The organism is Campylobacter sp. RM19072, from assembly GCF_024723485.1.
Taxonomy (GTDB): Bacteria; Campylobacterota; Campylobacteria; order Campylobacterales; family Campylobacteraceae; genus Campylobacter; species Campylobacter porcelli.
Genome location: NZ_JANQCU010000003.1, coordinates 1 through 20,769 on the forward strand (window position 1 = coordinate 1; position 20,769 = coordinate 20,769).

The window sequence follows — 20,769 nt, forward strand, 5'->3', positions numbered from 1 at the left end:
TATCGATAATATAAAAAATATTCAAACGATAAACAACCAAGGTAAGATAGATAGTATAAATAATCAAAATAGTATAACATCTATAAATAACCAAGGCGAAATAGCAAATTTACAAAATTTTAAAACTATAGGTGGCGGTAAAATCGGGATTAATAATAGTAATAAAATAGGCTCATTAATCAATCACGGCACTATAACTGCAAAGATTGGGCTAGATAATAGCGGAGTAATAGATAAGATAGATAATCAAGGCGTCATCGCTGGAGATAAATTTGGTATAAATAATAGCTCAGTAATCTCAAATTTGATTAATTCAGGGACTATAAGTGGCAAGGAAGCAGCTATAAATAATGAAGGCGTGATAGAAAAGCTAACTCTTATGCCAAGCTCAAAGCTCTTAAGCGACTCACAAACGATAATTAAAAATAGCGGAATTATAGGCGAGATAGATAGTCAAATACAGATTGATAAAAAAACTTCGATTGTTATTGATAATGATAGTGTGCTTAGTAGGGTTAATATTAAAACTGATATGAGTGGGCTAGATTATGGGGTGAAAAATAGCGGCGAGATTACAGATTTGATAATTAATGCGAATTTAGAAGGCGAAAATCACGCTGGGATTAGCAATAATAACACCATATCAAAGATTACAAATAGTAGCACTCTAAGCGGATATAATGGAATTTACAATGATAACTACATAGGCACTATAGAAAATAATGGCACGATTATATCTCATTCTAGCACGGCTATTTATAACGATGGAACAATAGATAAGATAGATAATAATGGTAAGATAGTAGGCGATATTATCAATAACTCGCCAAATACTATTAAACAGCTAATAAACTCTGGCGAGATAATCGGAAATATGATAAATAACGCTGGAATGAATGTAGGTCTATACACTCAAGATAAAGCTATAGAAAATAAAGGCAAAATAGCTGGAATAATCAACCACGGCACCATAAGAGCGAAAAAATATGGAATTTATAATGATACTGGTGCTAATATATCAAATTTAGCTAATTACGGCAAGATAATATTTAAAGATCAAAATGGTGCTCAAATATATAATAATGGAAACATAGATATTACTATGTGGGGCATTAGCTTAGGCGGGACTAGCCTAAGCAGTATAGATACCACTAATGGCAATGCCAATATAGATGATAGGATATTTGTAGCTGGGGATAATGTAGATGGGATTAAATTTGGTAATAACTCCATCATAGTCTCATCAGGTAGTAGCACCGGTGGCGTGCATGCACTAGATAATATGGTATTAAAGCATAATGGCACTAGCTATATCGGAGTGGGCGATGAGATTGGTATAAACTGTGATACGCTGGTATTTAACAATAATGGAATAATGAATATGACTTGTATAACCTTAGCTGGTGGCGGACAAGCTATAAATATAATCTCTAATAAAGCTAAAGTAGATATACCGCGAGTATGGATAAACAATCACACTATATCTAGCAACACCCATATGGATATACTAAGGAAGCTGAATTTAACAAATTTTGATTTAAGCAGTGATGACTGGGTGGGATTTGCTACGCCATATGCTAGCCATACAAAGCTAAATTTACAAAATGGCAAAGCCACCACAAATACTTATGGTGCTCTAATAGGAGCTAGTAAAACCCTAGATATAGGTGCTATGGTGGCACTTTATACTGGCTATGAGTATGCTAGTACCAATATGCCAAGAAGCTCTAGCTTAGATGATAGATCATACTACACAGGGGTTAGCTACTATGGGGAGTTAAATTTGTTAGATAGGATAGATGCGTATGTCAAATTACATAGTGCATATAAATATATTAAAAGCAAAATAGTTAAATTAGATGAGGCTAGGACAACGACGCTAGAGTATCTAAATTCAGATAGAGCTAGATTAAGCTCCATAGGTGCTAGTGCGGCTTTTGGGGTCAATATCTACCAAAATAATAACACCATATCCCCAGAGCTATCTCTAGGCTATGATAGAATAAATATAAGCAATTATACTTTAGGCTATGAAGAGTATGCTAAATCTCATCTAAACTTGCCAAATTTATCAGCCTCCATCGCATGGCAAAAGGATTATGAAAATATTTACACCACGGCAAAAATTGGGGTAAAAAGGCTATTAAGCGATACTCACAAAACCGCCTTAAAATATCAAAATTTAAATATGGATAAGGCAGATACTAAGCTCATTAACACCTATATAGATACAAGCTTAGCCTTAGGATGTAAGGTAGATGATAATACAAATTTATCTATAATCTACTATGGCAATTATGCTAATGAAGCAAAAAGCCACTCTATTATGGCTCAAATTAAGAGTAAATTTTAATAAAAATCAAATTTATATTTAAATTTTATTAGGCTATTAGCTTTTTTAAGATAAAATAACCCCATTTGTATAACCAAAATCACAAGGAAAATTATGGACGAAAATAAGAAAAAAAGCCTTGATTTAGCTCTTAAGCAGATTGATAAGGCCTTTGGTAAAGGCACTATTTTAAGGCTAGGAGATAAGGAGATTGAGCCTATTGATAGTATTAGCACAGGATCGATTGGGCTTGATATCGCTCTTGGTATTGGTGGGGTGCCAAAAGGTAGAATTATAGAAATTTATGGCCCTGAAAGCTCTGGTAAGACTACTCTTACCTTACATTTGATAGCTGAGTGTCAAAAAAATGGTGGAGTTTGTGCTTTTGTGGATGCTGAGCATGCCTTAGATGTCAAATATGCCAAAAATTTAGGTATAGATACTGATAATCTATATATATCTCAACCCGATTTTGGCGAACAAGCTCTTGATATTGTAGAGACCCTAGCTAGAAGTGGAGCGGTGGATCTAATCATAGTTGATAGCGTTGCAGCGCTTACACCAAAAAGCGAGATAGAAGGCGATATGGGGGATCAGCATGTCGGCCTTCAAGCAAGGCTAATGAGCCAAGCCTTAAGAAAGCTTACTGGTATCGTCCATAAAATGGGAACTACGGTTGTATTTATCAACCAAATTCGTATGAAAATAGGAGCCATGGGATATGGCACACCTGAGACTACAACTGGCGGTAATGCGCTTAAATTTTACGCCTCAGTCCGCCTTGATGTGCGTAAGGTCGCTACGCTTAAACAAAGCGATGAGCCTATAGGAAACCGAGTAAAAGTAAAAGTAGTAAAAAACAAGGTCGCACCGCCATTTAAGGTGGCTGAATTTGATATAATGTTTGGCGAGGGCATAAGCAAGGAAGGCGAGATTGTAGATTATGGTGTTAAGCTTGATATAATCGATAAAAGCGGTGCTTGGTTTAGCTATGAAAGCACGAAAATTGGTCAAGGTAGAGAGAATGCTAAGGCGTTTTTAAAAGAGAATTTAAATATCGCTGATGAGATCACCGCTAAAATCCGTGAAAATCTAGGCGATAGTATGATGAGTAGTGCAGATGATGAAAATGAAAGTGGGGAAGAGTAATGCCAGTAATTAAAGAAGTAAAAGCTATAGAAGTTTTAGATAGTCGTGGAAATCCTACGATTAAAGCCTTTGTAACGCTATGCGATGGAAGCACAGGCTCAGCAGTAGTCCCAAGTGGTGCTAGCACAGGTAAAAGGGAGGCCTTAGAGCTTAGAGATGGCGGAGAAGCATATGGTGGTAAGGGTGTTTTAAAGGCTATTAAAAATGTAAATTCAATGATAGCAGAAGAGCTTTGTGGTAAGGATGCGTTAAATCAAAAGGCGATTGACGATGCTCTAATCGCACTAGATGGCACTGATAATTTTAGTAAAATCGGTGCTAACGCAGCTCTTGGCGTATCCATGGCAGTAGCTAGAGCGGCGGCAAATTCAAGCAAACTTCCGCTATATAGGTATCTTGGTGGGGCTAATGCTTCTATTCTTCCTGTGCCGATGTTTAATATTATAAATGGCGGAGCTCATGCTAATAATAGCGTGGATTTTCAAGAATTTATGATTATGCCATTTGGATTTTCTAGCTTTAGCGATGCGCTTAGGGCTGTAGCTGAGATATATCAAACTCTAAAAAAGCTATTAAATGATGCAGGCCATAGCACGGCTGTTGGTGATGAGGGCGGATTTGCTCCAAATTTAAAAGATAATGAAGAGCCACTAGAGCTGATAATGCAAGCGATATTAAAAGCTGGATATAAACCAAATGAACAGATAAAACTAGCCTTAGATGTCGCAGCTAGTGAGTTATATGATGGCAAGGTTTATAAGCTTGAAGGCAAGGAATTTACAAGTCAAGAGATGGTGGAGAAATACGAAAAATTGTGCCAAAAATATCCGATATTTTCAATCGAAGATGGCCTTAGTGAAGATGACTGGGAGGGCTGGAAGCTACTAACTGATAGGCTTGGAGATAGAGTTCAGCTTGTTGGTGATGATCTATTTGTAACAAATGAGAAAATTCTAAAAGAGGGAATTATAAAAGGCATAGCAAATGCAGTTCTTATCAAGCCAAATCAGATTGGCACAGTAAGCCAAACTATGCAAACAGTGCGTCTAGCTCAAAGAAATGACTATAGATGCATAATGAGCCATAGAAGTGGCGAGAGCGAAGATAGCTTTATAGCTGATTTTGCCGTGGCGTTAAATACAGGTCAGATCAAAACAGGCGCAACAAGTAGAAGCGAAAGAAATGCAAAATATAATCGCCTACTTGAGATTGAGTGCGAAACAAGAGAGTATGTAGGTGATGGGATTTGAATCCTATTTTAGCCGAGCTGGAGTATAAGAAGCCAAGTTCATTTAGAAGGGTTATCGCATACTCCTTGCTGATATTTGCCACTATAATATTTGCAATTTATGTTGGTAATGTCTTTTTTGGAAGTCGCTCAGCAACTGTATTATACGACTTAAAAAAGCAAAAAGCCGCCTTAGATAATGAAGTCAAGAAGTATCAAGAGCTAAATTCAGCTCTACAAAAAGAGTATTTTGAGCTAATTGGACTAGATCCAGATAGCTATAAGTGAGTGTCAAATGAAAAAAATTATATTAATAGCAAGTTGTGCTATAGCTTTATTAGCTAGAGAAAATCCGTTTGTTCCTGATGATATTAATGTTACTACGCTAGATTCAACAAATGTTAGTGAAAACGCTCCAAAACTAGATAGAGTAATTGCTAAATTCCCAAGCGATGCTAGAGAGCTAGTGAGTGCGACTTTTAGCTATAAATCTATAGATGGTAGCATTAAGCAAAAAATAGTTGATATTAATGCGAGTTTTGACTGGCATGATGATATAATCATCTCATCGCAATCGCCAGTAACCACTCAGGCTACTCCAGCCCTTGATGTGTCTGTAACTACTACTGATGAGCAGACCAAACAAGCTGTGGCTAAACAAGCAGCACCAAAGCCACTTAGCGTTCCGCCAAAGATAGAGCCACCGCTAAAAAGTGTTTCGTTTATGGATTTTATCAAATTTGATATTTTCAACTCAAAAATTGAGATTATTAGCAGTGATGAGATTATAAGGGATTTTATTATTAATAAGCCTGATAAAATTGTTATGGATTTTAGCAGAAGTAGCGATTTTACCACAAAAACTATAAAAATCGACAAAGGCCCACTAAAAAAAGCCACAATAGGAGCCCACAAGGGATATTATAGGGTTGTCTTGTTTTTAGATGGTAATTATCATTATGCCATAAGACAAAGCGGCAATGGATATACTTTGACACTTAGATAAGGCTTAAAGGCATTTGATTAAAGAAATTTATGGCTAATATTTGCGGTGTTGATGAAGCTGGTAGGGGTGCTTTAGCTGGTGAGTTAGTGGTTTGTGGGTGTGCTTTTAATGGCGATACAAGCGAACTTGGCTTAAAAGATTCTAAGAAGCTAACTCCTAAAGCAAGGGAGAAAATCTATCTAAATTTGGTTGAAAAATGCGAATTTATAACCATATATTTTAACAATAAAATTATAGATGAAATAGGGCTTAGCAACTGTTTAAGACAAGCGTTAATGGTGATTAAATTTCACTTTAAAGATCACAAGATAATCTATGATGGGAACTGTGATTATGGGATTAAAGGGATTACAACCATAGTCAAAGCAGATGCGAAAGTGCCCGAAGTTAGTGCTGCTAGTATCATTGCTAAGGTTAGTAGAGATATGCAAATGCGATCTTTTGATTATTTATATCCAAATTTTGGCTATGCTAAGCATAAGGGTTATGGGGTCAAGGCTCATATAGAAGCACTTAGAAAATATGGCTCAAATGAATTGACTAGACTAAGCTTTAAGCCAAAAGCTCTTCAAAGCTCTCTTTTTGGAGATAAAATTTGAGTATTTTAGAGTATTTGTATCAAAATCCGCCAAAATCAAGAGAGTTTTTAGAGCGAAAAATCAAAATCGAAAGCCCAAAAACCCTATTAAAAGGCGTTAATGGTAGCGGAAAAAGCTCACTTATTTTAAACCATTTAAGCAAATTTGAGAAGTTTTTGTATATCGATCTTGATGATGTAAGAAGCTTTGGCGTGGAGCAAAATCTTGATGAGTTTATTAAGGCTAATGGCATAAATGCAGTAGCGATTGAAAATGTAAAAGAGCCACCTATCTTGCCAAATTGCGATAATATTATTGTCTCTACTGATTTAAACTCACTTCATATAGATGGGCTTGATGAGCTTGAGATATTTGGGCTAGATTATGAAGAATTCATACTATTTTATCGTAAAAATTATGATGCTAAAACGCTTTTTAGCCACTTTTTAAATCGTGGAAATCTAGCCTTTAGTCCATTTTTAAGCGAATTTGAGATTGGAGCGTTTTTACAAAAACATATAAAAGCCTCAAAAGGGGAGTTGAATGCCAAAATCTTAGCAAATATAGCTAATTACATACATCAACCACTAAATATATTTAAAATTTATAAATCCTTAAAATCGCATATGAAGCTTAGTAAGGATAAGCTGTATCAAAATATTTTAGATCTTAAAGATCAAAATATTATAAAAACTATTTATAATATAGATGAAAATAGTAATTTAAAAAGGGTGTATTTTAGCGATTTTGCGTTAAAGACGGCGTTAAATTTACATAAAGATCCTAAGGCGATAATAGCAAATATGGTATTTTGCGAACTCTTAAAGCTAAAAAAAGAGATAAAATATAGCAATTATCTTGATTTTATCATTCCAGATATGAATTTGGGGATTTTGGTTTTGCCGTTTTTACCGTTTGAGCTTGCAGTTTTAAAAGCTAAAAAGCTAGGTAATTATTGTAATGAGCTTGGGCTAAAAAGAGTAGATATAATATCAAATTCGCAAAGCCAAATGGTTAAAATCGATAAAATCACATACAATATAATGCCGTTTTGGCAGTGGGCCGTGTGGCTACATTAGGCCTTAATCACACTCTAAAATCCACTTTGGCTATATTAGCACTTATATTTTCTATAACTGAGCTTAAATTAATCAGTTTATCATCTTGTAATAATCCAGCCTTAGATAATAGTGCTTTTTCTTCAGGGGTTAAAGTGCTACCAGATCTTTGTTTGTTATATGCTATAACAACTCTATTATCAGCTTCATTTACGCTTAAATTTATATTTTGTTTTTCTTTTAGTATATAGTTTATTACATCATCTACATCTTCTTTGTGCTCTTTTTTGTTTATTAATTCGCCATAGCTTAACTTGCCATCGCTATTTTTATCACTATTTAGCGTTCTATTTAGCTCTTTTTCTATTGTATCGCTTGTGTATTTGTTATTATTAGACATTGTAGAGTGTCTATTTTGGAATTCTTTAGTATATTGTGTATAGCCGCTAGCTCCATCGGCTATTGCTTTCATAGTGCCCAAATAGTATCTACCTTCAGAGCCAAACCCCGAATATGTATCCATAAGCTCTACGCTACTCATAAATCCATCGCTATTACTATCAGCTTCTAAATATCCCCTTTTATAAGCAATATCCCCAAACCATCCCCCTACAAAGCTCTCAGCCTTGCCATTTAAGATAGTTGAGCCATCATCTCTACTAAAAAAATCTTTCGTATCAAATACACTTTTAAGCTTATTTAAATTCTCATCACTAAGACCTATTTTTATATACTCTCCACTTGTATTATCTTTAAAATATACTTGATTTTTAAAAGCACTCTCATTAAAATTTACTTTAATCTTTGTGCTAGTCATGCTGTCTATACTCTTATCAAGCTTGGATAGCTCAGTATCACTTCTGCTATTTATGGCTTGTTTTTGGAGTGAGAACATACTTATACCAGCTATGCTCTCATATCCAAAGTGGTTAAATTTTAATTTATCCATATTAAACTATTTTTTATTAGTCCAGCTTCCAGAAATGCACCCATACCATGCACAAAACGCATTAGAATATATACTTTGATGGTAGGTTTGTGAGTTTGTATTGGCATTATAGTTATTATTATATGGTTTTATAACCTTATTATAATAGTTATTATATAGCGTCCCACCAAAAGCAAAATTAGCAAGCAAAACCGGTATAAAAATAATTTTTCTCATATTAACTTCTTTGATTATATTTCTATAATTTAGGGCAATCATAGCAAAAATTTTACAAAAATATTATATTTGTTTCCATATTTTTCATAATTATTCTAATATATGTTACAAATTTACACACATAAAATAAAAATGCTATTTTGAGCTTAAAAAATTAAATTTATTTGCGATTTTGCCGATAGGTGAATTCAAGGGCATTTAAATATACCCTTAAACCACAAATGAGAAATCAAATATGAAAAAAATTGCTTTTTTCTCAGAAGCGGCGACAAACTCACTTGTTGCTCCATTTAGACAGCTCTTGGGTTACAAGGTAGGTCTAAAATGAATGATATTTTTTCACAAACTTTTAGTTCTAGATTTGTGGAGGCTGGAGCTTATGCTGCTATAACAAAGGCATTTTCAAACGAAGTAAAAAACCAAAACGAGTTAAGCGCAAGCAAGCTAAGTAAGGCAAAAATTGATGCATTTGTAAACTCAGGCATAAAAGGTGAAGAAAAAAACGGAGAAATCAAGCTTTGGAAAGAAGAGCTGAGCAATGATGAGAAAACCGATCCAAAAAGCACCCAAATCTATAAGCTCTTAAACTCGCCAAAACCTAATGGCAATATTGTAGAAGCATTACAATATTCGCTAACTCAAGCTATTTTTGGCGGAGAGAAAAAAGGAACTTTTATGGAGCAATTTATCGCTATGAGTGATGAAGAACAATTAGAAATTGTGAAATTCTACGATGAAAATGCTATAAATTTTAGCGCGCCAAACATGAAAGAAAAAGCTAGTGCTTTGTTTCTTGAACCTATAAGCATAGATGAGTGGAAAAATAGAGTAAAAGAGCTAAGCGATCAAAGTGGCGGAAAAAATATCAAAGCTGATTTTGGTAATTTAAGAGAAAATCTAAGCGAAGTAGCAGCTGATATAACAAGTGCAGCTGATGAAATAGAACGCAAAAATCGTATGTTAATGCGACAATATAACGGAGCAAAAAGCAAAAATCTAAACTCTGAGAGCAAAAATGAGCTTTTAAAAACATTTTTTGAAGAGTTTTTAAAAAATAATAATCCATTAGCTTTTTTAGAAATTATGAAAAAAATAGATATAAGGGCATAAACTATCCAAATGAAAAGCATATTTTTAGCATTTTTATTAACTTGTCATTGCTGTGCAGATTTTGCTGTAAAATCATATCAAGAGATAAAAAATGCTCGCACCATAAGACAAAGCTACGAGGCTTCTTGTGGTGCTGCTGGTATGGCTACAATCCTAAATCTCATAGACAAGCAAAACTTCACTGAAATGGATATGATAAAAGTTTTTAGCAAAAAAGAGTTACACACTGATATGGTAAGCTTTGCTGACCTTGAAGATGCTCTAAAATCACTAAACTACGAAGCAAAATCATATAAAATAGATAGAGATATTTTAGAGCATTTAAAGGCGCCAATTCTTGTAAAAATAGAAGATGATCCTAGATTTCCACATTTTGTGGTGCTTATAAACTATGATGGCGATTATCTTGTTATCCTTGACCCTAGCCACGGCGAGTATATAGCATCTAAATCTCAGTTTTACAGCCTTTGGGATAGGGATAAAAATGGTGGATACGCACTGCTAATAAACCCAAAACTAGAATTTCAAAGAGAAAAAATAAACTTCCCAAATAAAATATTCTTTGAGAAATTCTAGAATTGATTTTAAATAATTAAATTTATTTTACAAAACTATTTCTCTCTCATTTTGGAACAGATATTGCTTAATATACAATAAAAACAAGGAAAGTAAATGAAAAAACTCCTACTCCTACTTGCTCTTAGTGTATCTATTTACGCATCTGATGCTCTAAATATAGATACTCTTTTTAAAAAGCAAATAGGTCTTAGAAGTATTACAAATCTATCTTTGACAAGCTCAGGCAATCCAAATACATATAGCCTATACCCAACGCTTAATATAAACTCAGCTGCTACAAGCTGGGAAGATACCAAGCAATTGACCCTGTCACAAACTTTTATTTACACAATCACTCCAAAGCTAGATGTTTTGGCAAGTGGCTCGGCTAGTGGGGCTAGAAATGAGTATTTTAACTACAATACCTTAGAACACGAAAGCTCTACTAAATACAACTTTGATGCTCTATGGCTAGGCTTTATTTATACCTTTGATAGTATAGCAGAGCTGATCCCACAAGCAAGGTTTCAATCAGCAATAGCCCAAAGACAAAGACTAAGCGATGAGACAAAAAACTTTTGGCTAAAATCTCAAAATCTAGAATTCTCACTAAAAGGCTATAGCGACCCAGTAATATATGGTATAAAAGCAGGATACGGCTATAATCAAAAAAGAAAATTTAACCTAGCAAATATAGAATACGGAAATAGCTTTTATTTTGGTGGAGATTTATCCATAGTCCTTAGCCCTAAAATCAGCCTTGATTTAGGCATAGAACAAAGATTTCAATCAGCGCAAAAAATAAATGACTACAAAAACACAAATACTCGCTCATTGCCTACTTATAGCGTAGGGGCTACTTATAGTGTAAATAGTGACACAGCACTAGGAGTAAATTCTAGCTTTGGTGGAAGTTCAGCTACACCTGATGCTGTATTTGGTATGACTTTATGGAAAAAATTTTAAAAAAGGGTAAAAATGCTAGTAACACAAAATAATAATTTCACAAGCTGGAATTCTAGTTTTAGTAGTAAAGAACAAAATTCTAATAAAACTTTTAATCTAGAATTCGCTAATGAGATACAAAGCGATATAAAAACAGACAAAAAGCTAGAAGTGGGTGGCATGGAATACTTAAAATTCCCTAGCTCAAATGTAGAGATAAATTTAGCTATGAATTCGGCTGTAAGCTCGGCAACTACTGTAAATCAAACTACTGCTACTGCCTACGGATATAGCGTAGATAGCAAAGGCTTTATGGGGGCGGATTTTAACAAAGCTGCTGGCTTGCCACAAGACTTTAAAATTCACAAAAGCACACTAGATGCTATAAATAATAAAACACAAGAATACTGTCAAAAAACAAGCTGGCTTACTGGCACAAATATAGTGGCTACAAATATTGATTATGCTGATACTGTAGGACAGTATTATAAGCTATTTGAAAACTTCGTAGATACTGACAAGAAGAGCTATACAAAAACAGAGCTTAATAAATTGCCAAGTGGATATGCTGATACGAGACCATCTCTTTTTGTGGTTGGAGATATAGTGGAGATCGATTTTAGAGATGCACAAATTACGCATATTTTTAACAAGCAAGATACCGAGCAGTTGCGCCAAACAGCTTCATTTTCTCAGGGTGTAGATACCGGGCTTGTAAGGGAGATTTATTTTAAAATTCCACAAGGTTTGCACGGAGACAATGCTTTTGATCACGATATGAGCGTGTATGATAGCCAAGACGGCGCATATAGTATAGAAAGTATGTTTGTTAGTTTTATCCATTCGCAAGGTGGCGGTATGCTTATGGGTGGCAAAAGTAGCCTAAATACTGAAATTCCCGTTAGGCAGGCTTTTAGAACTATGCCTATTTACAGTCTTGCTGATGTCGTAAGTAACAAACAAACTCAGCAAGACTGGCTAGATCTGGATACATTTTTACAAACAAACAATCCTTACAGCAGTATTTTTGGCGAACCTAGCTCTAGCACAAAGCTAAAAATGCTACAAAATGCTATGGAAATTTGGAATAAATCAAGGGTGTAATCTAGAATGCACCAGCTGCTTGTAAAATCCTATATGCTGTTCCATTCCAAAATCCACTAGCTATTTTTTGACCTTGTTTATTTAAAGCAACTACATCATAGCGTGGTATCCCGTTTCTATTATTTAGAGGAATACCTAATTGGACAGCAATAATCACATTTGAACCATAGCCAAAGTTAGAATTTACAGTAGAACCATTATCGTTTCTTACTTCATAATAATAATAAGTGCGTATGGTATCTCTAGCGACAAGACCAGTATTTATAAAATAATACCCACCCTTAACTTGCTTCGCTTCATCTAAACTAAGCACCTTTACACCAGGGCTATTATCACTAATTTTGCCATTAGTAAGACTAGCTAATAAATCAGCACCAAATGAAAAACTAGCTAAGCTAGCAACTAAAAATGATAAAAAAAGAAACTTTTTTATCATTTTCTCTCATTGGAATAAAAATGTGATATAATTTTCGCAAATTTTAAAAAAATAAAAAGAGTTCTTTTATATTTTTATAAAACATTGTTACAAATTTACACACATAAAATAAAAAATGCTATTTTAAGCTTAAAAAATTAAATTTATTTGTGATTTTGCCGATAGGTGAATTCAAGGGCATTTAAATATACCCTTAAACCACAAATGGAGAATCAAATATGAGAAAAATTGCTTTTTTCTTGAGTATTTTGACAGCAGTTGCTTTCGCAAATGAATTTTCTTTAAATGAGATAGAGAATAGAGCAAGTCTCTATCAAGGTTGCAAAGCTTATCCATCTTGGCATTATAAATCGTGCCAAACCCCAAAACAGCATATTTATCAGCAAGCAGCTTGTAAAGGCTTTAGAATTTGTAATTGGTAGGTGATAATGGCTCTTGTAGATGTTTGTGGAAAGCTTATTGATACGAAGGTAAAATTTTGGGGCAAACCTGCGTTAGATTTCGCTCAAATAGAGCTAGAAAAACAGATAGCTAGGCAAAAAGAGGAAGAGAAAAAGCTCTTAAGTATAGAATACACCAAAGAAGAGCTTAACATAAGTGCTACAAATAGTAACACAGATACCAGCTCTACTGATACCCAAACTACCCAATCCACCCAACCAGTTAGCCAAAGTAGCTTTGATGGAATTGAGATAAATTACTCCAAGACATATTTAAAGCTTGATATATATGTTTAAGCCCCTTTTTAAGGGGTTTTATATAAATTTATAATTTCACAAAATTCAAGGTAATCACAGATAAAATTCAAAAATTTAGCTATAATTATACAAATATTAAGGGGTAAATATGTCTAAATTTGAAAGAGTTTTAAGAGTTGTAATCGGTATTTTGGTGATAGTTGGAGTATGGTATTTCTATGCTAGTTGGTGGGCTTTGATAGGTTTGGTGCCTTTGATAACAGGATTAATAGGCTTTTGCCCAATATACAGGGTATTAGGCAAACAAAGCTGCCCATTTAAGAAAAATAATCCATAAATTTAAGATGGGCTAAGCTTCTATATTTAGCCCATCTTTAGTCAAAAAATAGACCTTATCAACTACCTTATTTATAAACTCCTTATCGTGTGAAACGATGATTTGAGCTATATCCAAACTCTCAAGGATATTTGCTACCTTTATTTGCATTTCATAATCAAGCGCAGTCGTTGGCTCATCAAGCAAAAGGATTTTAGGCTGAGCTATCAAAACTCCAGCTAAGGCTACAAGCTTCTTTTGACCGCCAGAGAGATAAAAAACTATCTCATTTTTAAGGTGTAAAATCCCAAGCTCACCAAGCATAAACTCAGCTCGTTTTCTAGCTTCATCATTGCTTGCCCCCTTTGCTAAAAGGCTAAAAGCCACATCTTCAATTACACTTGGAGCGATAAATTGATCATCACTATTTTGAAATAAAAATCCAAGTAAATTTCTATATTTTCTAAAATCATCTAAGCTTTTCATAGGTTCGTGAAATATCTCCACGCTACCTTCTAAAGGCATTTTAAGACCGCCTATTATCTCAAGGAGGGTTGATTTGCCACAGCCATTTTGACCTATTATGGCGATCTTTTCTTTATGAGAGAGATTTAAATTTAGATTTTCAAATAAAATTTTATCGCCAATTTTGGCTTTTATATTTTTCAAAGTTACAGAACAGCTCAAATCAAAACTCCTTGTTTGAAAATTAGCGAGATTAAGAGTAAAATTATAAGTAAAATATCATAAAATCCAAATTTTAAGCTATTTTCAAGCTTGTAAAATTTGCCATTAAATCCCCTTATTTGCATGGTTTTTTCTAGTATTTGTGATTTTTCAAACGTACCTAAAAATAGCATTGCGACCAAATTAGCATATGTTTGATAAGCAAAAATCGAGGTTGTATGGCTAAAATTTCTAGCCTTTAAAGTGCGTTTAAATTTATAAAAATCCATCTTAGCCATCTGTATAAATCTAATACAAAAATAAAATAGATAGCTGATCTTGCTCCCAAGACCAAGGCGTGATATACCAAAAGCCATATCGTAAAAATCCATTTTATGAAATAGCAAAAGCCCAAATAAAATAATCAAATTCGAACGGATAAATATAAGCAGTGCTAAATGATAATTATCCGATAAAATCACGCTTAAAGCGACTAAAATTATAAATAAATTTAGAAAAAATAGCCGTTTTAAAATCTCAAAAAAATATCTAAATTTAATTAAGCTTAGAAAAATAATTGGCAATAAATGTGTCAAATAAATCTCCCCGCTAAGTGCTAGAAAAAAGCTAAAAATAAAAAAACAAAGTAGTGATATAGATGGATTTATCATCTTCTTTTTATAAAATACAAAAACCCAAAAAATATGATAATACCAGCTATAGAGCCAACTATTTTTAAAATATATACTAGATTGCTATCTTCTTTGTTTTCTATGATCTCTTTATCTGTAGTAAATGTAATTTTCCTCTCATGAGCTAAAGATCCATCAACTAAAATCTCAAATTCATTTGCTAATAACTTAACTCTAGCGACTCCATTTTCATCTGTTGTGGTATTTTGTATTACTTTTTTATCTTTGATTATATCGACTTTGCAGCCCTTACAAGGTGAATTTCCATAAAAATAGCTTTTGATAACGACAAAATCACCATCAATATCAGCAAAAACCTTCAAAGAGTGAGCATTTAAAGTGGCGAAAAACAAGAGTATTAAAGCTATTGTTTTCAATTTAATAACCCCCTATTTACCTTATAAATAAAGCCTATAGCAAACAAGCTTATTATACCTTCTACCATCATCAAAACCAAATTTGACGCTAAGGCAACACTAGCTATAGCATAAAATTCCTTACCATTTAAAACCAAAACACCGCTTAAAATCAGTGCTGAGCCTAAAAGCGAGATAAATCCTACTAAAAACCAGCATATTGGTTGGTATATTTTTTGATATTTACACTCTTTTAGTGATAATTTTACAAAATACCTACCAAGTATCGCTGGCAAGGCTAACATAAGCAAATTTACCCCCAAAACGCTAATCCCACCATATCCAAAAAATAAAGCTTGAAGCAAAAGCCCAGCAAATATCGCAAGCAAGGCATTCACGCCTAAAAAAGCCCCAACCAAACCCCCTAATATCAAGTGTATCGAAGTAGGACCAAGTGGGACATGAATAAAAGAAGCTACAAAAAATATCGCACTCATACAAGCGATTTTAGGGATATCTTTGTAGTTTAATCTATACAAAAGATATACCACCAAAACCCCAGCTACAACGCTAGATGGGATTATGATTTCAGGCTTTAAAACGCCTTCGCTAATATGCATTATTCATAATCCTTAGTCTCTACCCAAATTACCGCCCCAATCTCTACTGGATACTCTTTGCCATCTTTTTTGATCTTTTCATCATCTTCATTTAAAGCAGAAAATCCCCACCATCCAGCAAGTGGCATAGCAAAGCTAAATTCCCCAAGCTCATTTGTCTTAACCTCTTGGGTTATATAGTCATCTCCTGGGGCTTTTAGCCCTTTTGTATTTAAATACTCAATCTCAACAATTGTATTTTTAGCCGGTTTTCCTTTATATAAAACCTTGCCTGAAAAGATATTTCCCTTATAAAGTCCATAAGGTCTAGTAAGTGGTATAATCTCTGTTTTTAACCCTATTGGCTCATCCCAACCATCATTATATCCGTAGGCATCTACTATAGTTTTGGTTATATGTCTTATAAATACACTCTCAGCTGGTTCAAAATATGGCTTTGGATCCATATAAAATTGATAAACGCCAGGCTCTTTAATGCTATATGAAGTTTCATAATAGCTCATTTTGCCATCTTTTTTCTCTATTAAATTCGAAAAAATCTCTTTTTTACCATTAGTAAAAACCCCAGCCTCAACTGGCTTATCTAAGTTCATCATCATACCTTCAAATGGATGAGTGAATTTATATGTGATTATCTCTTTGGCTTGTTCTTGGTCATCTATGGTTGAATTTGATGGGATAACCACCCCAAAGTGAGCCAACGCCGCACACGCAACTCCTGCAACTACAAATAGTGATTTTAAATTCATTTATTACCCTTTTTAAAAAAATATTAGTTGTAATTATGATATTTTTGCTCTTTTATACTGCTTAATTTTAAAATTTAAATTTATATATTAAGGATTTTGAGTGCCAACTATTTTAGATAGCATATCTATAGTTTTGTCAAATTCTACCCCTTCATCTGGATTTTGCTTTATAAAATCCTCCATAGTATTTTTCTTGCTAATAGCGTAGTCAAGCTCCTTATCTACGCCCTTCTGATAGGCTCCAATGCGGATTAAAACCTCATTTTCTTTAAGCATAGAAAATAGCCTTTTAAATTTATTAGCATTTTGCTTATGCTCTTTGGTGATGACATCGCTCATTACACGACTTGCTGAATTTAGAATATTTATGGGTGGATATATCCCAAAATCAGTTAATTCTCTACTTAAAACTATATGTCCATCTAGGATTGAGCGACTTTGATCAGCAATGGGATCGCTCATATCATCGCCTTCTACTAAAACCGTGAAAAATGCCGTGATAGAGCCTTTGCCTTCTTCTTTACCAGCTCTTTCCATTAGTTGTGGCAGTAAGGTTAGAGCGCTTGGTGGATAGCCTTTTGAGGTTGGCGGCTCGCCTAAGGCTAGGCCGATTTCACGCTGAGCCATAGCAAATCTAGTTACGCTATCCATCATAAATAGCACATCTTTGCCTTGATCTTTGAAATATTCAGCCACGCTCATAGCACAAAAGGCGCCATATTTACGCATTAAAGAGCTATCATCGCTTGTGGCTACTATTATTACTGTGTTGGTTAGATCGCCGCCTAGATTTTTTTGGATAAATTCAGGAACTTCTCTACCACGCTCGCCAATTAACGCTATTACTTTTATAGGGGCTAGGGTGTTTCTTACTATCATACCCATTAGCGTGGATTTGCCTACGCCAGAACCAGCGAAAATCCCCACTTTTTGCCCTTTGCCGCAGGTCAAAAGCCCATCAACACTCTTAATCCCAACGCTAAATTTCTCATCAATTAGCCCACGCTTCATAGCAGGAATTGGAGAGCGCATTATAGGCATAAAGCTATAGCAATCTATTGGCCCTTTATCATCTTTTGGATTCATAAATGGATCTACAACCCTACCTAGCAAGGCCTCTCCCACAGGGATACTCATCCCTTGATCGCTCGCATAAACTCTATCACCGACTTTAAACCCTTCTACAAAGCCAAATGGACTTATACTAGCGCCATTATGATTTAGACCAGTTACCATGCCTAATTCATTTTTATCGCTATCTATACTAACAATCCTAACGATATCGCCAATGCTAGGGCGAAGACCTGAAATTTCGATATTATTAGCATTTATTCGTGTGATTACCCCAAAAATACTAGATAAATTTATCTTTTTGGCTAGGCGATTTTGTATATTTTTAAGGCTCAAAATTTTACCGATTTTGGGGAATTTATGAGATCAAAGAACTCTTTTCTAGTCTCGGGATTTTTGATAAAAGAGCCACGAAGAGCCGAAGTAGTAGTAACTGAGTTGATCTTTTCTACTCCTCTCATCTCCATACACATATGCCTAGCTTCTACTACTACGCCTACGCCTTTTGGGTTTATGGCTTCTTGTAGGGCTTGAGCGATCTGCTCTGTCATCTGCTCTTGAATTTGAAGTCTTCTAGCGTAGATATTTACCATTCTTGGGATCTTACTTAGTCCTACGACCTTGCCATTAGGGATATAGGCTACATGAGCCCTACCAATTATAGGTAGCAAGTGATGCTCGCAAATGCTGTAAAATTCAATATCTTTGATTAATACCATCTCATTATTGCTGCTTTCAAACATCGCATCGCCTAGAATTTCAATCGGACTTTGATTATAGCCTTGAGTTATGAATTCATAGGCTTTTGCCACCCTTTTTGGTGTATTGATAAGGCCATCTCTATTTGGATCTTCGCCTATGATTTCAAGCATTTTTTTAACGCAATTTTCAAATTCAGCCATTTTGCTTTTATCAAACATAATCTACCTTAAAAATTTTTGTATGATTTTACAATATTTTGACTTGAGTGCAAATAAATTTGATAATTTATACTTAAATAAAGCAAAATTTTGCTATATTATGCCCCAAATTTTTGTCAAAAGGAAAATAATGGAAGTTAATGCTAAACTTACAAATTCAGTAAATGCTACTGCGACAACAACTCTAAAAGCAGATGAGATAAAACAAAAAGTAGAAAAATTAGCACGAAAAGCGGCTAAAAATGTGAAAATTGACGGATTTCGCCCTGGTAAAGTCCCAGTAGCTGAAGTTATCAAAAGATATGGCAAAGATCTAGAAAATGACGCTCGTGGTGAGCTTTATAGAGATTTTATAAATGAATCTGTAAAGCAAGTTGAGAAAGCAAACTCAGATATAATTTCAGAGCCAAGAGTGATTAAATTTGATGATAAAGATGGTAATATAGATGTTGAGGTTGAAATTTCATTTCACCCAAGCGTAGATCTAAATGGATATGAAAGCATAATCCCAAATTTCGAAGAGCCACAAGCACAAAAGAGCGAAATAGATGCCAAAATCAATGAAATTTTAAATATGCTAGCCCCACTTAAAAAGGTAGAAAAAGATAGCTTAGAAAAGGGTGACTTTGCGAAATTTGATTTTGAGGGCTTTGTTGATGGTGAGGCTTTTGAAGGTGGTAAGGCTGAGGGGTATCTACTTGAAATTGGTAGCGGTCAGTTTATCCCAGGATTTGAAGATGGTATGATAGGGCTTAAAATTGGTGAAGAAAGAGATATTAATGTTACTTTTCCAGCCGAGTATGGCGCAGCTCATTTAGCAGGCAAAGCGGCTGTATTTAAGGTCAAATTACACGAAATTCAAGGCAAAGAGCCACTTAAATTAGATGAAGAAACTCTTAAAAAAATTCTACCAAATGAAGAGAACCCAACAAAAGAGATGCTAGAAAATCGCATAAGCGATCAGATCAAAGCAGAAAAAATGTCAAAATTAGTAATTGAAGAGCTAAAACCTAAATTCGCTCAAGCTGCTGTGGAAAAATTCAACTTTGATTTACCAAATAACATAGTAGAACAAGAGATCGATATGCAATTTAGAAATAACTGGATGAGTTTTAGCGATGAAGAACGCAAACAATTCCAAGAAGATCCAAAAGCACTAGAAGCACAAAGAGCAAAATACAGAGATGATGCTCTAAAAAGCGTTAAATTGACCTTTATTATCGATGAATTAGCCAAATTACGCAATATCACAGTAGCTGATAATGAAATTTTACAAACAATATATTTTGAAGCTTATAGATATGGCGCTGATCCAAAAGAGCATTTAGAAACTTACAAAAAACAAGGCATGATCCCAGCTGTTAAAATGACTCTAATAGAAGAAAAACTATTCTCAGATCTATTTAACAAAAAAGATGAGAGCAAATAATGATACCTTATGTAATAGAAAATGACGGCAAAGGCGAAAGAAGCTACGATATATACTCTCGTTTGCTTAAGGATCGTATCGTTATGCTAACTGATGAGATAGAAGATCGCATGGCTAGTGCGATCGTGGCTCAACTTCTATTTTTAGAAGCGCAAGATCCAGATAAAGATATATATCTATATATCAATAGCCCAGGCGGCGTGGTAACTAGCGGAATGAGTATATATGATACGATGAACTATATCAAGCCTGATGTCTGTACCATCTGTATCGGTCAAGCTGCTAGTATGGGGTCATTTTTGCTTAGTAGTGGCACAAAAGGCAAGAGATATATCTTGCCAAATGCTAGAGTTATGATCCATCAACCCTTAGGCGGAGCACAAGGTCAGGCCACAGATATGGAGATTAGGACTAAAGAAATTTTAAGAATCAAAGAGAATTTAAACACTATCCTAGCTAAAAATACAGGCCAAAAGCTATCTAAAATTATCAAAGACACAGATAGAGATTGTTTTATGAGTGCTAGTGAAGCGGTAGAATATGGTATTGTAGATACGATTTTGACAAAAAGTTTTAAATAGAA

26 protein-coding genes are annotated in these 20,769 nt (G+C 34.4%); 16 read left to right on the top strand and 10 right to left on the bottom strand.

Annotation, left to right across the window (positions count from 1 at the left end):
• The 7 genes from CSUIS19072_RS02645 to CSUIS19072_RS02675 form a co-directional block, all read left to right on the top strand.
• A partial coding sequence (locus tag CSUIS19072_RS02645) for a hypothetical protein (protein WP_337212025.1) occupies positions 1-2,353 on the top strand: 2,353 nt, incomplete at its 5' end.
• Positions 2,354-2,446: 93 nt separating this feature from the next.
• Complete coding sequence (gene recA, locus CSUIS19072_RS02650; RefSeq protein ID WP_086293368.1) at positions 2,447-3,481, top strand: recombinase RecA; 1,035 nt, start codon at positions 2,447-2,449, stop codon at positions 3,479-3,481.
• Complete coding sequence (gene eno, locus CSUIS19072_RS02655) at positions 3,481-4,731, top strand: phosphopyruvate hydratase (RefSeq protein WP_086293370.1); 1,251 nt, start codon at positions 3,481-3,483, stop codon at positions 4,729-4,731. The genes recA and eno overlap by 1 nt, the downstream gene beginning before the upstream one ends.
• Positions 4,728-4,997, top strand: coding sequence for a hypothetical protein (locus tag CSUIS19072_RS02660; protein ID WP_086242315.1), 270 nt, complete (start codon positions 4,728-4,730; stop codon positions 4,995-4,997). Before eno ends, CSUIS19072_RS02660 begins: the two co-directional genes overlap by 4 nt.
• 7 nt (positions 4,998-5,004) lie before the next feature.
• A complete protein-coding gene (locus tag CSUIS19072_RS02665; RefSeq protein ID WP_086293372.1) occupies positions 5,005-5,715 on the top strand; it encodes an AMIN domain-containing protein in 711 nt (236 codons plus the stop codon).
• A 29-nt stretch (positions 5,716-5,744) separates the two neighbouring features.
• The gene (locus tag CSUIS19072_RS02670) at positions 5,745-6,314 is read left to right on the top strand and encodes a ribonuclease HII (RefSeq protein ID WP_086293374.1); all 570 of its coding nucleotides are present in this window, start codon (positions 5,745-5,747) and stop codon (positions 6,312-6,314) included.
• The gene (locus CSUIS19072_RS02675; protein WP_086237118.1) at positions 6,311-7,372 is read left to right on the top strand and encodes an ATP-binding protein; all 1,062 of its coding nucleotides are present in this window, start codon (positions 6,311-6,313) and stop codon (positions 7,370-7,372) included. Before CSUIS19072_RS02670 ends, CSUIS19072_RS02675 begins: the two co-directional genes overlap by 4 nt.
• Before the next feature lie 7 nt (positions 7,373-7,379).
• Here CSUIS19072_RS02675 and CSUIS19072_RS02680 read toward each other — a convergent pair whose 3' ends face one another.
• Positions 7,380-8,300 (bottom strand): hypothetical protein, encoded by a 921-nt coding sequence (locus CSUIS19072_RS02680; protein WP_086293376.1) that lies wholly within the window; start codon positions 8,298-8,300, stop codon positions 7,380-7,382.
• A 6-nt stretch (positions 8,301-8,306) separates the two neighbouring features.
• The gene (locus CSUIS19072_RS02685; RefSeq protein WP_141082458.1) at positions 8,307-8,516 is read right to left on the bottom strand and encodes a hypothetical protein; all 210 of its coding nucleotides are present in this window, start codon (positions 8,514-8,516) and stop codon (positions 8,307-8,309) included.
• 324 nt (positions 8,517-8,840) lie between these two features.
• Between CSUIS19072_RS02685 and CSUIS19072_RS02690 the strand changes: the two genes are divergently transcribed.
• From CSUIS19072_RS02690 to CSUIS19072_RS02705, 4 genes are all read left to right on the top strand, one after another.
• A complete protein-coding gene (locus CSUIS19072_RS02690; protein ID WP_086237115.1) occupies positions 8,841-9,626 on the top strand; it encodes a hypothetical protein in 786 nt (261 codons plus the stop codon).
• A 9-nt stretch (positions 9,627-9,635) separates the two neighbouring features.
• A complete protein-coding gene (locus CSUIS19072_RS02695; protein ID WP_086293378.1) occupies positions 9,636-10,202 on the top strand; it encodes a C39 family peptidase in 567 nt (188 codons plus the stop codon).
• A gap of 96 nt (positions 10,203-10,298) precedes the next feature.
• Positions 10,299-11,150, top strand: coding sequence for a hypothetical protein (locus CSUIS19072_RS02700; protein WP_086237113.1), 852 nt, complete (start codon positions 10,299-10,301; stop codon positions 11,148-11,150).
• Positions 11,151-11,162: 12 nt separating this feature from the next.
• Positions 11,163-12,233, top strand: a complete 1,071-nt coding sequence (locus CSUIS19072_RS02705; RefSeq protein ID WP_086237112.1) for a Cj0814 family flagellar-dependent secreted protein — start codon at positions 11,163-11,165, stop codon at positions 12,231-12,233.
• A 1-nt stretch (position 12,234) separates the two neighbouring features.
• Here the strand turns inward: CSUIS19072_RS02705 and CSUIS19072_RS02710 are convergent, their stop codons facing one another.
• Positions 12,235-12,669: a hypothetical protein gene (locus CSUIS19072_RS02710; protein WP_086237111.1), complete on the bottom strand. Its 435-nt coding sequence runs from the start codon at positions 12,667-12,669 to the stop codon at positions 12,235-12,237.
• Positions 12,670-12,887: 218 nt separating this feature from the next.
• Here CSUIS19072_RS02710 and CSUIS19072_RS02715 point away from each other — a divergent pair, with 218 nt between their 5' ends.
• From CSUIS19072_RS02715 to CSUIS19072_RS02725, 3 genes are all read left to right on the top strand, one after another.
• On the top strand, positions 12,888-13,091 hold the full coding sequence (locus CSUIS19072_RS02715) for a hypothetical protein (protein WP_086237110.1): 204 nt from the start codon (positions 12,888-12,890) through the stop codon (positions 13,089-13,091).
• 6 nt (positions 13,092-13,097) lie between these two features.
• Entirely contained in the window at positions 13,098-13,406 is a 309-nt protein-coding gene (locus tag CSUIS19072_RS02720; protein ID WP_086237109.1) for a hypothetical protein, read from the top strand.
• 109 nt (positions 13,407-13,515) lie between these two features.
• Positions 13,516-13,704, top strand: coding sequence for a YgaP family membrane protein (locus CSUIS19072_RS02725; RefSeq protein WP_086237108.1), 189 nt, complete (start codon positions 13,516-13,518; stop codon positions 13,702-13,704).
• Positions 13,705-13,716: 12 nt separating this feature from the next.
• Here the strand turns inward: CSUIS19072_RS02725 and CSUIS19072_RS02730 are convergent, their stop codons facing one another.
• The 7 genes from CSUIS19072_RS02730 to folE all read right to left on the bottom strand — a co-directional run bounded on the left by CSUIS19072_RS02730 (position 13,717) and on the right by folE (position 18,739).
• Positions 13,717-14,370 carry an energy-coupling factor ABC transporter ATP-binding protein gene (locus CSUIS19072_RS02730; protein ID WP_086237107.1) on the bottom strand — a complete coding sequence of 218 codons (654 nt, stop codon included), beginning with the start codon at positions 14,368-14,370 and terminating at the stop codon, positions 13,717-13,719.
• Positions 14,367-15,020: an energy-coupling factor transporter transmembrane component T gene (locus tag CSUIS19072_RS02735; RefSeq protein ID WP_086237106.1), complete on the bottom strand. Its 654-nt coding sequence runs from the start codon at positions 15,018-15,020 to the stop codon at positions 14,367-14,369. Before CSUIS19072_RS02735 ends, CSUIS19072_RS02730 begins: the two co-directional genes overlap by 4 nt.
• The gene (locus tag CSUIS19072_RS02740; RefSeq protein WP_086237105.1) at positions 15,017-15,418 is read right to left on the bottom strand and encodes a hypothetical protein; all 402 of its coding nucleotides are present in this window, start codon (positions 15,416-15,418) and stop codon (positions 15,017-15,019) included. The genes CSUIS19072_RS02735 and CSUIS19072_RS02740 overlap by 4 nt, the downstream gene beginning before the upstream one ends.
• A complete protein-coding gene (gene cbiM, locus CSUIS19072_RS02745) occupies positions 15,415-16,017 on the bottom strand; it encodes a cobalt transporter CbiM (protein WP_086237104.1) in 603 nt (200 codons plus the stop codon). The genes CSUIS19072_RS02740 and cbiM overlap by 4 nt, the downstream gene beginning before the upstream one ends.
• Entirely contained in the window at positions 16,017-16,766 is a 750-nt protein-coding gene (locus tag CSUIS19072_RS02750) for a DUF4198 domain-containing protein (protein WP_086237103.1), read from the bottom strand. Before CSUIS19072_RS02750 ends, cbiM begins: the two co-directional genes overlap by 1 nt.
• An 87-nt stretch (positions 16,767-16,853) precedes the next feature.
• Complete coding sequence (gene fliI / locus CSUIS19072_RS02755; RefSeq protein WP_086293380.1) at positions 16,854-18,173, bottom strand: flagellar protein export ATPase FliI; 1,320 nt, start codon at positions 18,171-18,173, stop codon at positions 16,854-16,856.
• The gene (gene folE / locus CSUIS19072_RS02760; RefSeq protein WP_180381016.1) at positions 18,170-18,739 is read right to left on the bottom strand and encodes a GTP cyclohydrolase I FolE; all 570 of its coding nucleotides are present in this window, start codon (positions 18,737-18,739) and stop codon (positions 18,170-18,172) included. The genes fliI and folE overlap by 4 nt, the downstream gene beginning before the upstream one ends.
• A 148-nt stretch (positions 18,740-18,887) precedes the next feature.
• On the opposite strand from folE, the gene tig reads away from it, so the two are divergent.
• The gene (tig, locus tag CSUIS19072_RS02765; RefSeq protein WP_086293384.1) at positions 18,888-20,186 is read left to right on the top strand and encodes a trigger factor; all 1,299 of its coding nucleotides are present in this window, start codon (positions 18,888-18,890) and stop codon (positions 20,184-20,186) included.
• Positions 20,183-20,767: an ATP-dependent Clp endopeptidase proteolytic subunit ClpP gene (gene clpP, locus CSUIS19072_RS02770; RefSeq protein ID WP_180381017.1), complete on the top strand. Its 585-nt coding sequence runs from the start codon at positions 20,183-20,185 to the stop codon at positions 20,765-20,767. Before tig ends, clpP begins: the two co-directional genes overlap by 4 nt.
• The last annotated feature ends 2 nt before the right edge of the window (positions 20,768-20,769 follow it).

Coding starts and splice junctions, on each gene's coding strand:
- CSUIS19072_RS02710 (WP_086237111.1), bottom strand. CDS start 12,669: ATGATAAAAAAGTTTCTTTTTTTATCATTTTTAGTTGCTAGCTTAGCT.
- CSUIS19072_RS02670 (WP_086293374.1), top strand. CDS start 5,745: ATGGCTAATATTTGCGGTGTTGATGAAGCTGGTAGGGGTGCTTTAGCT.
- CSUIS19072_RS02735 (WP_086237106.1), bottom strand. CDS start 15,020: ATGATAAATCCATCTATATCACTACTTTGTTTTTTTATTTTTAGCTTT.
- cbiM (WP_086237104.1), bottom strand. CDS start 16,017: ATGCATATTAGCGAAGGCGTTTTAAAGCCTGAAATCATAATCCCATCT.
- folE (WP_180381016.1), bottom strand. CDS start 18,739: ATGGCTGAATTTGAAAATTGCGTTAAAAAAATGCTTGAAATCATAGGC.
- recA (WP_086293368.1), top strand. CDS start 2,447: ATGGACGAAAATAAGAAAAAAAGCCTTGATTTAGCTCTTAAGCAGATT.
- CSUIS19072_RS02715 (WP_086237110.1), top strand. CDS start 12,888: ATGAGAAAAATTGCTTTTTTCTTGAGTATTTTGACAGCAGTTGCTTTC.
- eno (WP_086293370.1), top strand. CDS start 3,481: ATGCCAGTAATTAAAGAAGTAAAAGCTATAGAAGTTTTAGATAGTCGT.
- CSUIS19072_RS02700 (WP_086237113.1), top strand. CDS start 10,299: ATGAAAAAACTCCTACTCCTACTTGCTCTTAGTGTATCTATTTACGCA.
- CSUIS19072_RS02725 (WP_086237108.1), top strand. CDS start 13,516: ATGTCTAAATTTGAAAGAGTTTTAAGAGTTGTAATCGGTATTTTGGTG.
- CSUIS19072_RS02720 (WP_086237109.1), top strand. CDS start 13,098: ATGGCTCTTGTAGATGTTTGTGGAAAGCTTATTGATACGAAGGTAAAA.
- CSUIS19072_RS02705 (WP_086237112.1), top strand. CDS start 11,163: ATGCTAGTAACACAAAATAATAATTTCACAAGCTGGAATTCTAGTTTT.
- tig (WP_086293384.1), top strand. CDS start 18,888: ATGGAAGTTAATGCTAAACTTACAAATTCAGTAAATGCTACTGCGACA.
- CSUIS19072_RS02690 (WP_086237115.1), top strand. CDS start 8,841: ATGAATGATATTTTTTCACAAACTTTTAGTTCTAGATTTGTGGAGGCT.
- CSUIS19072_RS02680 (WP_086293376.1), bottom strand. CDS start 8,300: ATGGATAAATTAAAATTTAACCACTTTGGATATGAGAGCATAGCTGGT.
- CSUIS19072_RS02750 (WP_086237103.1), bottom strand. CDS start 16,766: ATGAATTTAAAATCACTATTTGTAGTTGCAGGAGTTGCGTGTGCGGCG.
- CSUIS19072_RS02665 (WP_086293372.1), top strand. CDS start 5,005: ATGAAAAAAATTATATTAATAGCAAGTTGTGCTATAGCTTTATTAGCT.
- CSUIS19072_RS02685 (WP_141082458.1), bottom strand. CDS start 8,516: ATGAGAAAAATTATTTTTATACCGGTTTTGCTTGCTAATTTTGCTTTT.
- CSUIS19072_RS02695 (WP_086293378.1), top strand. CDS start 9,636: ATGAAAAGCATATTTTTAGCATTTTTATTAACTTGTCATTGCTGTGCA.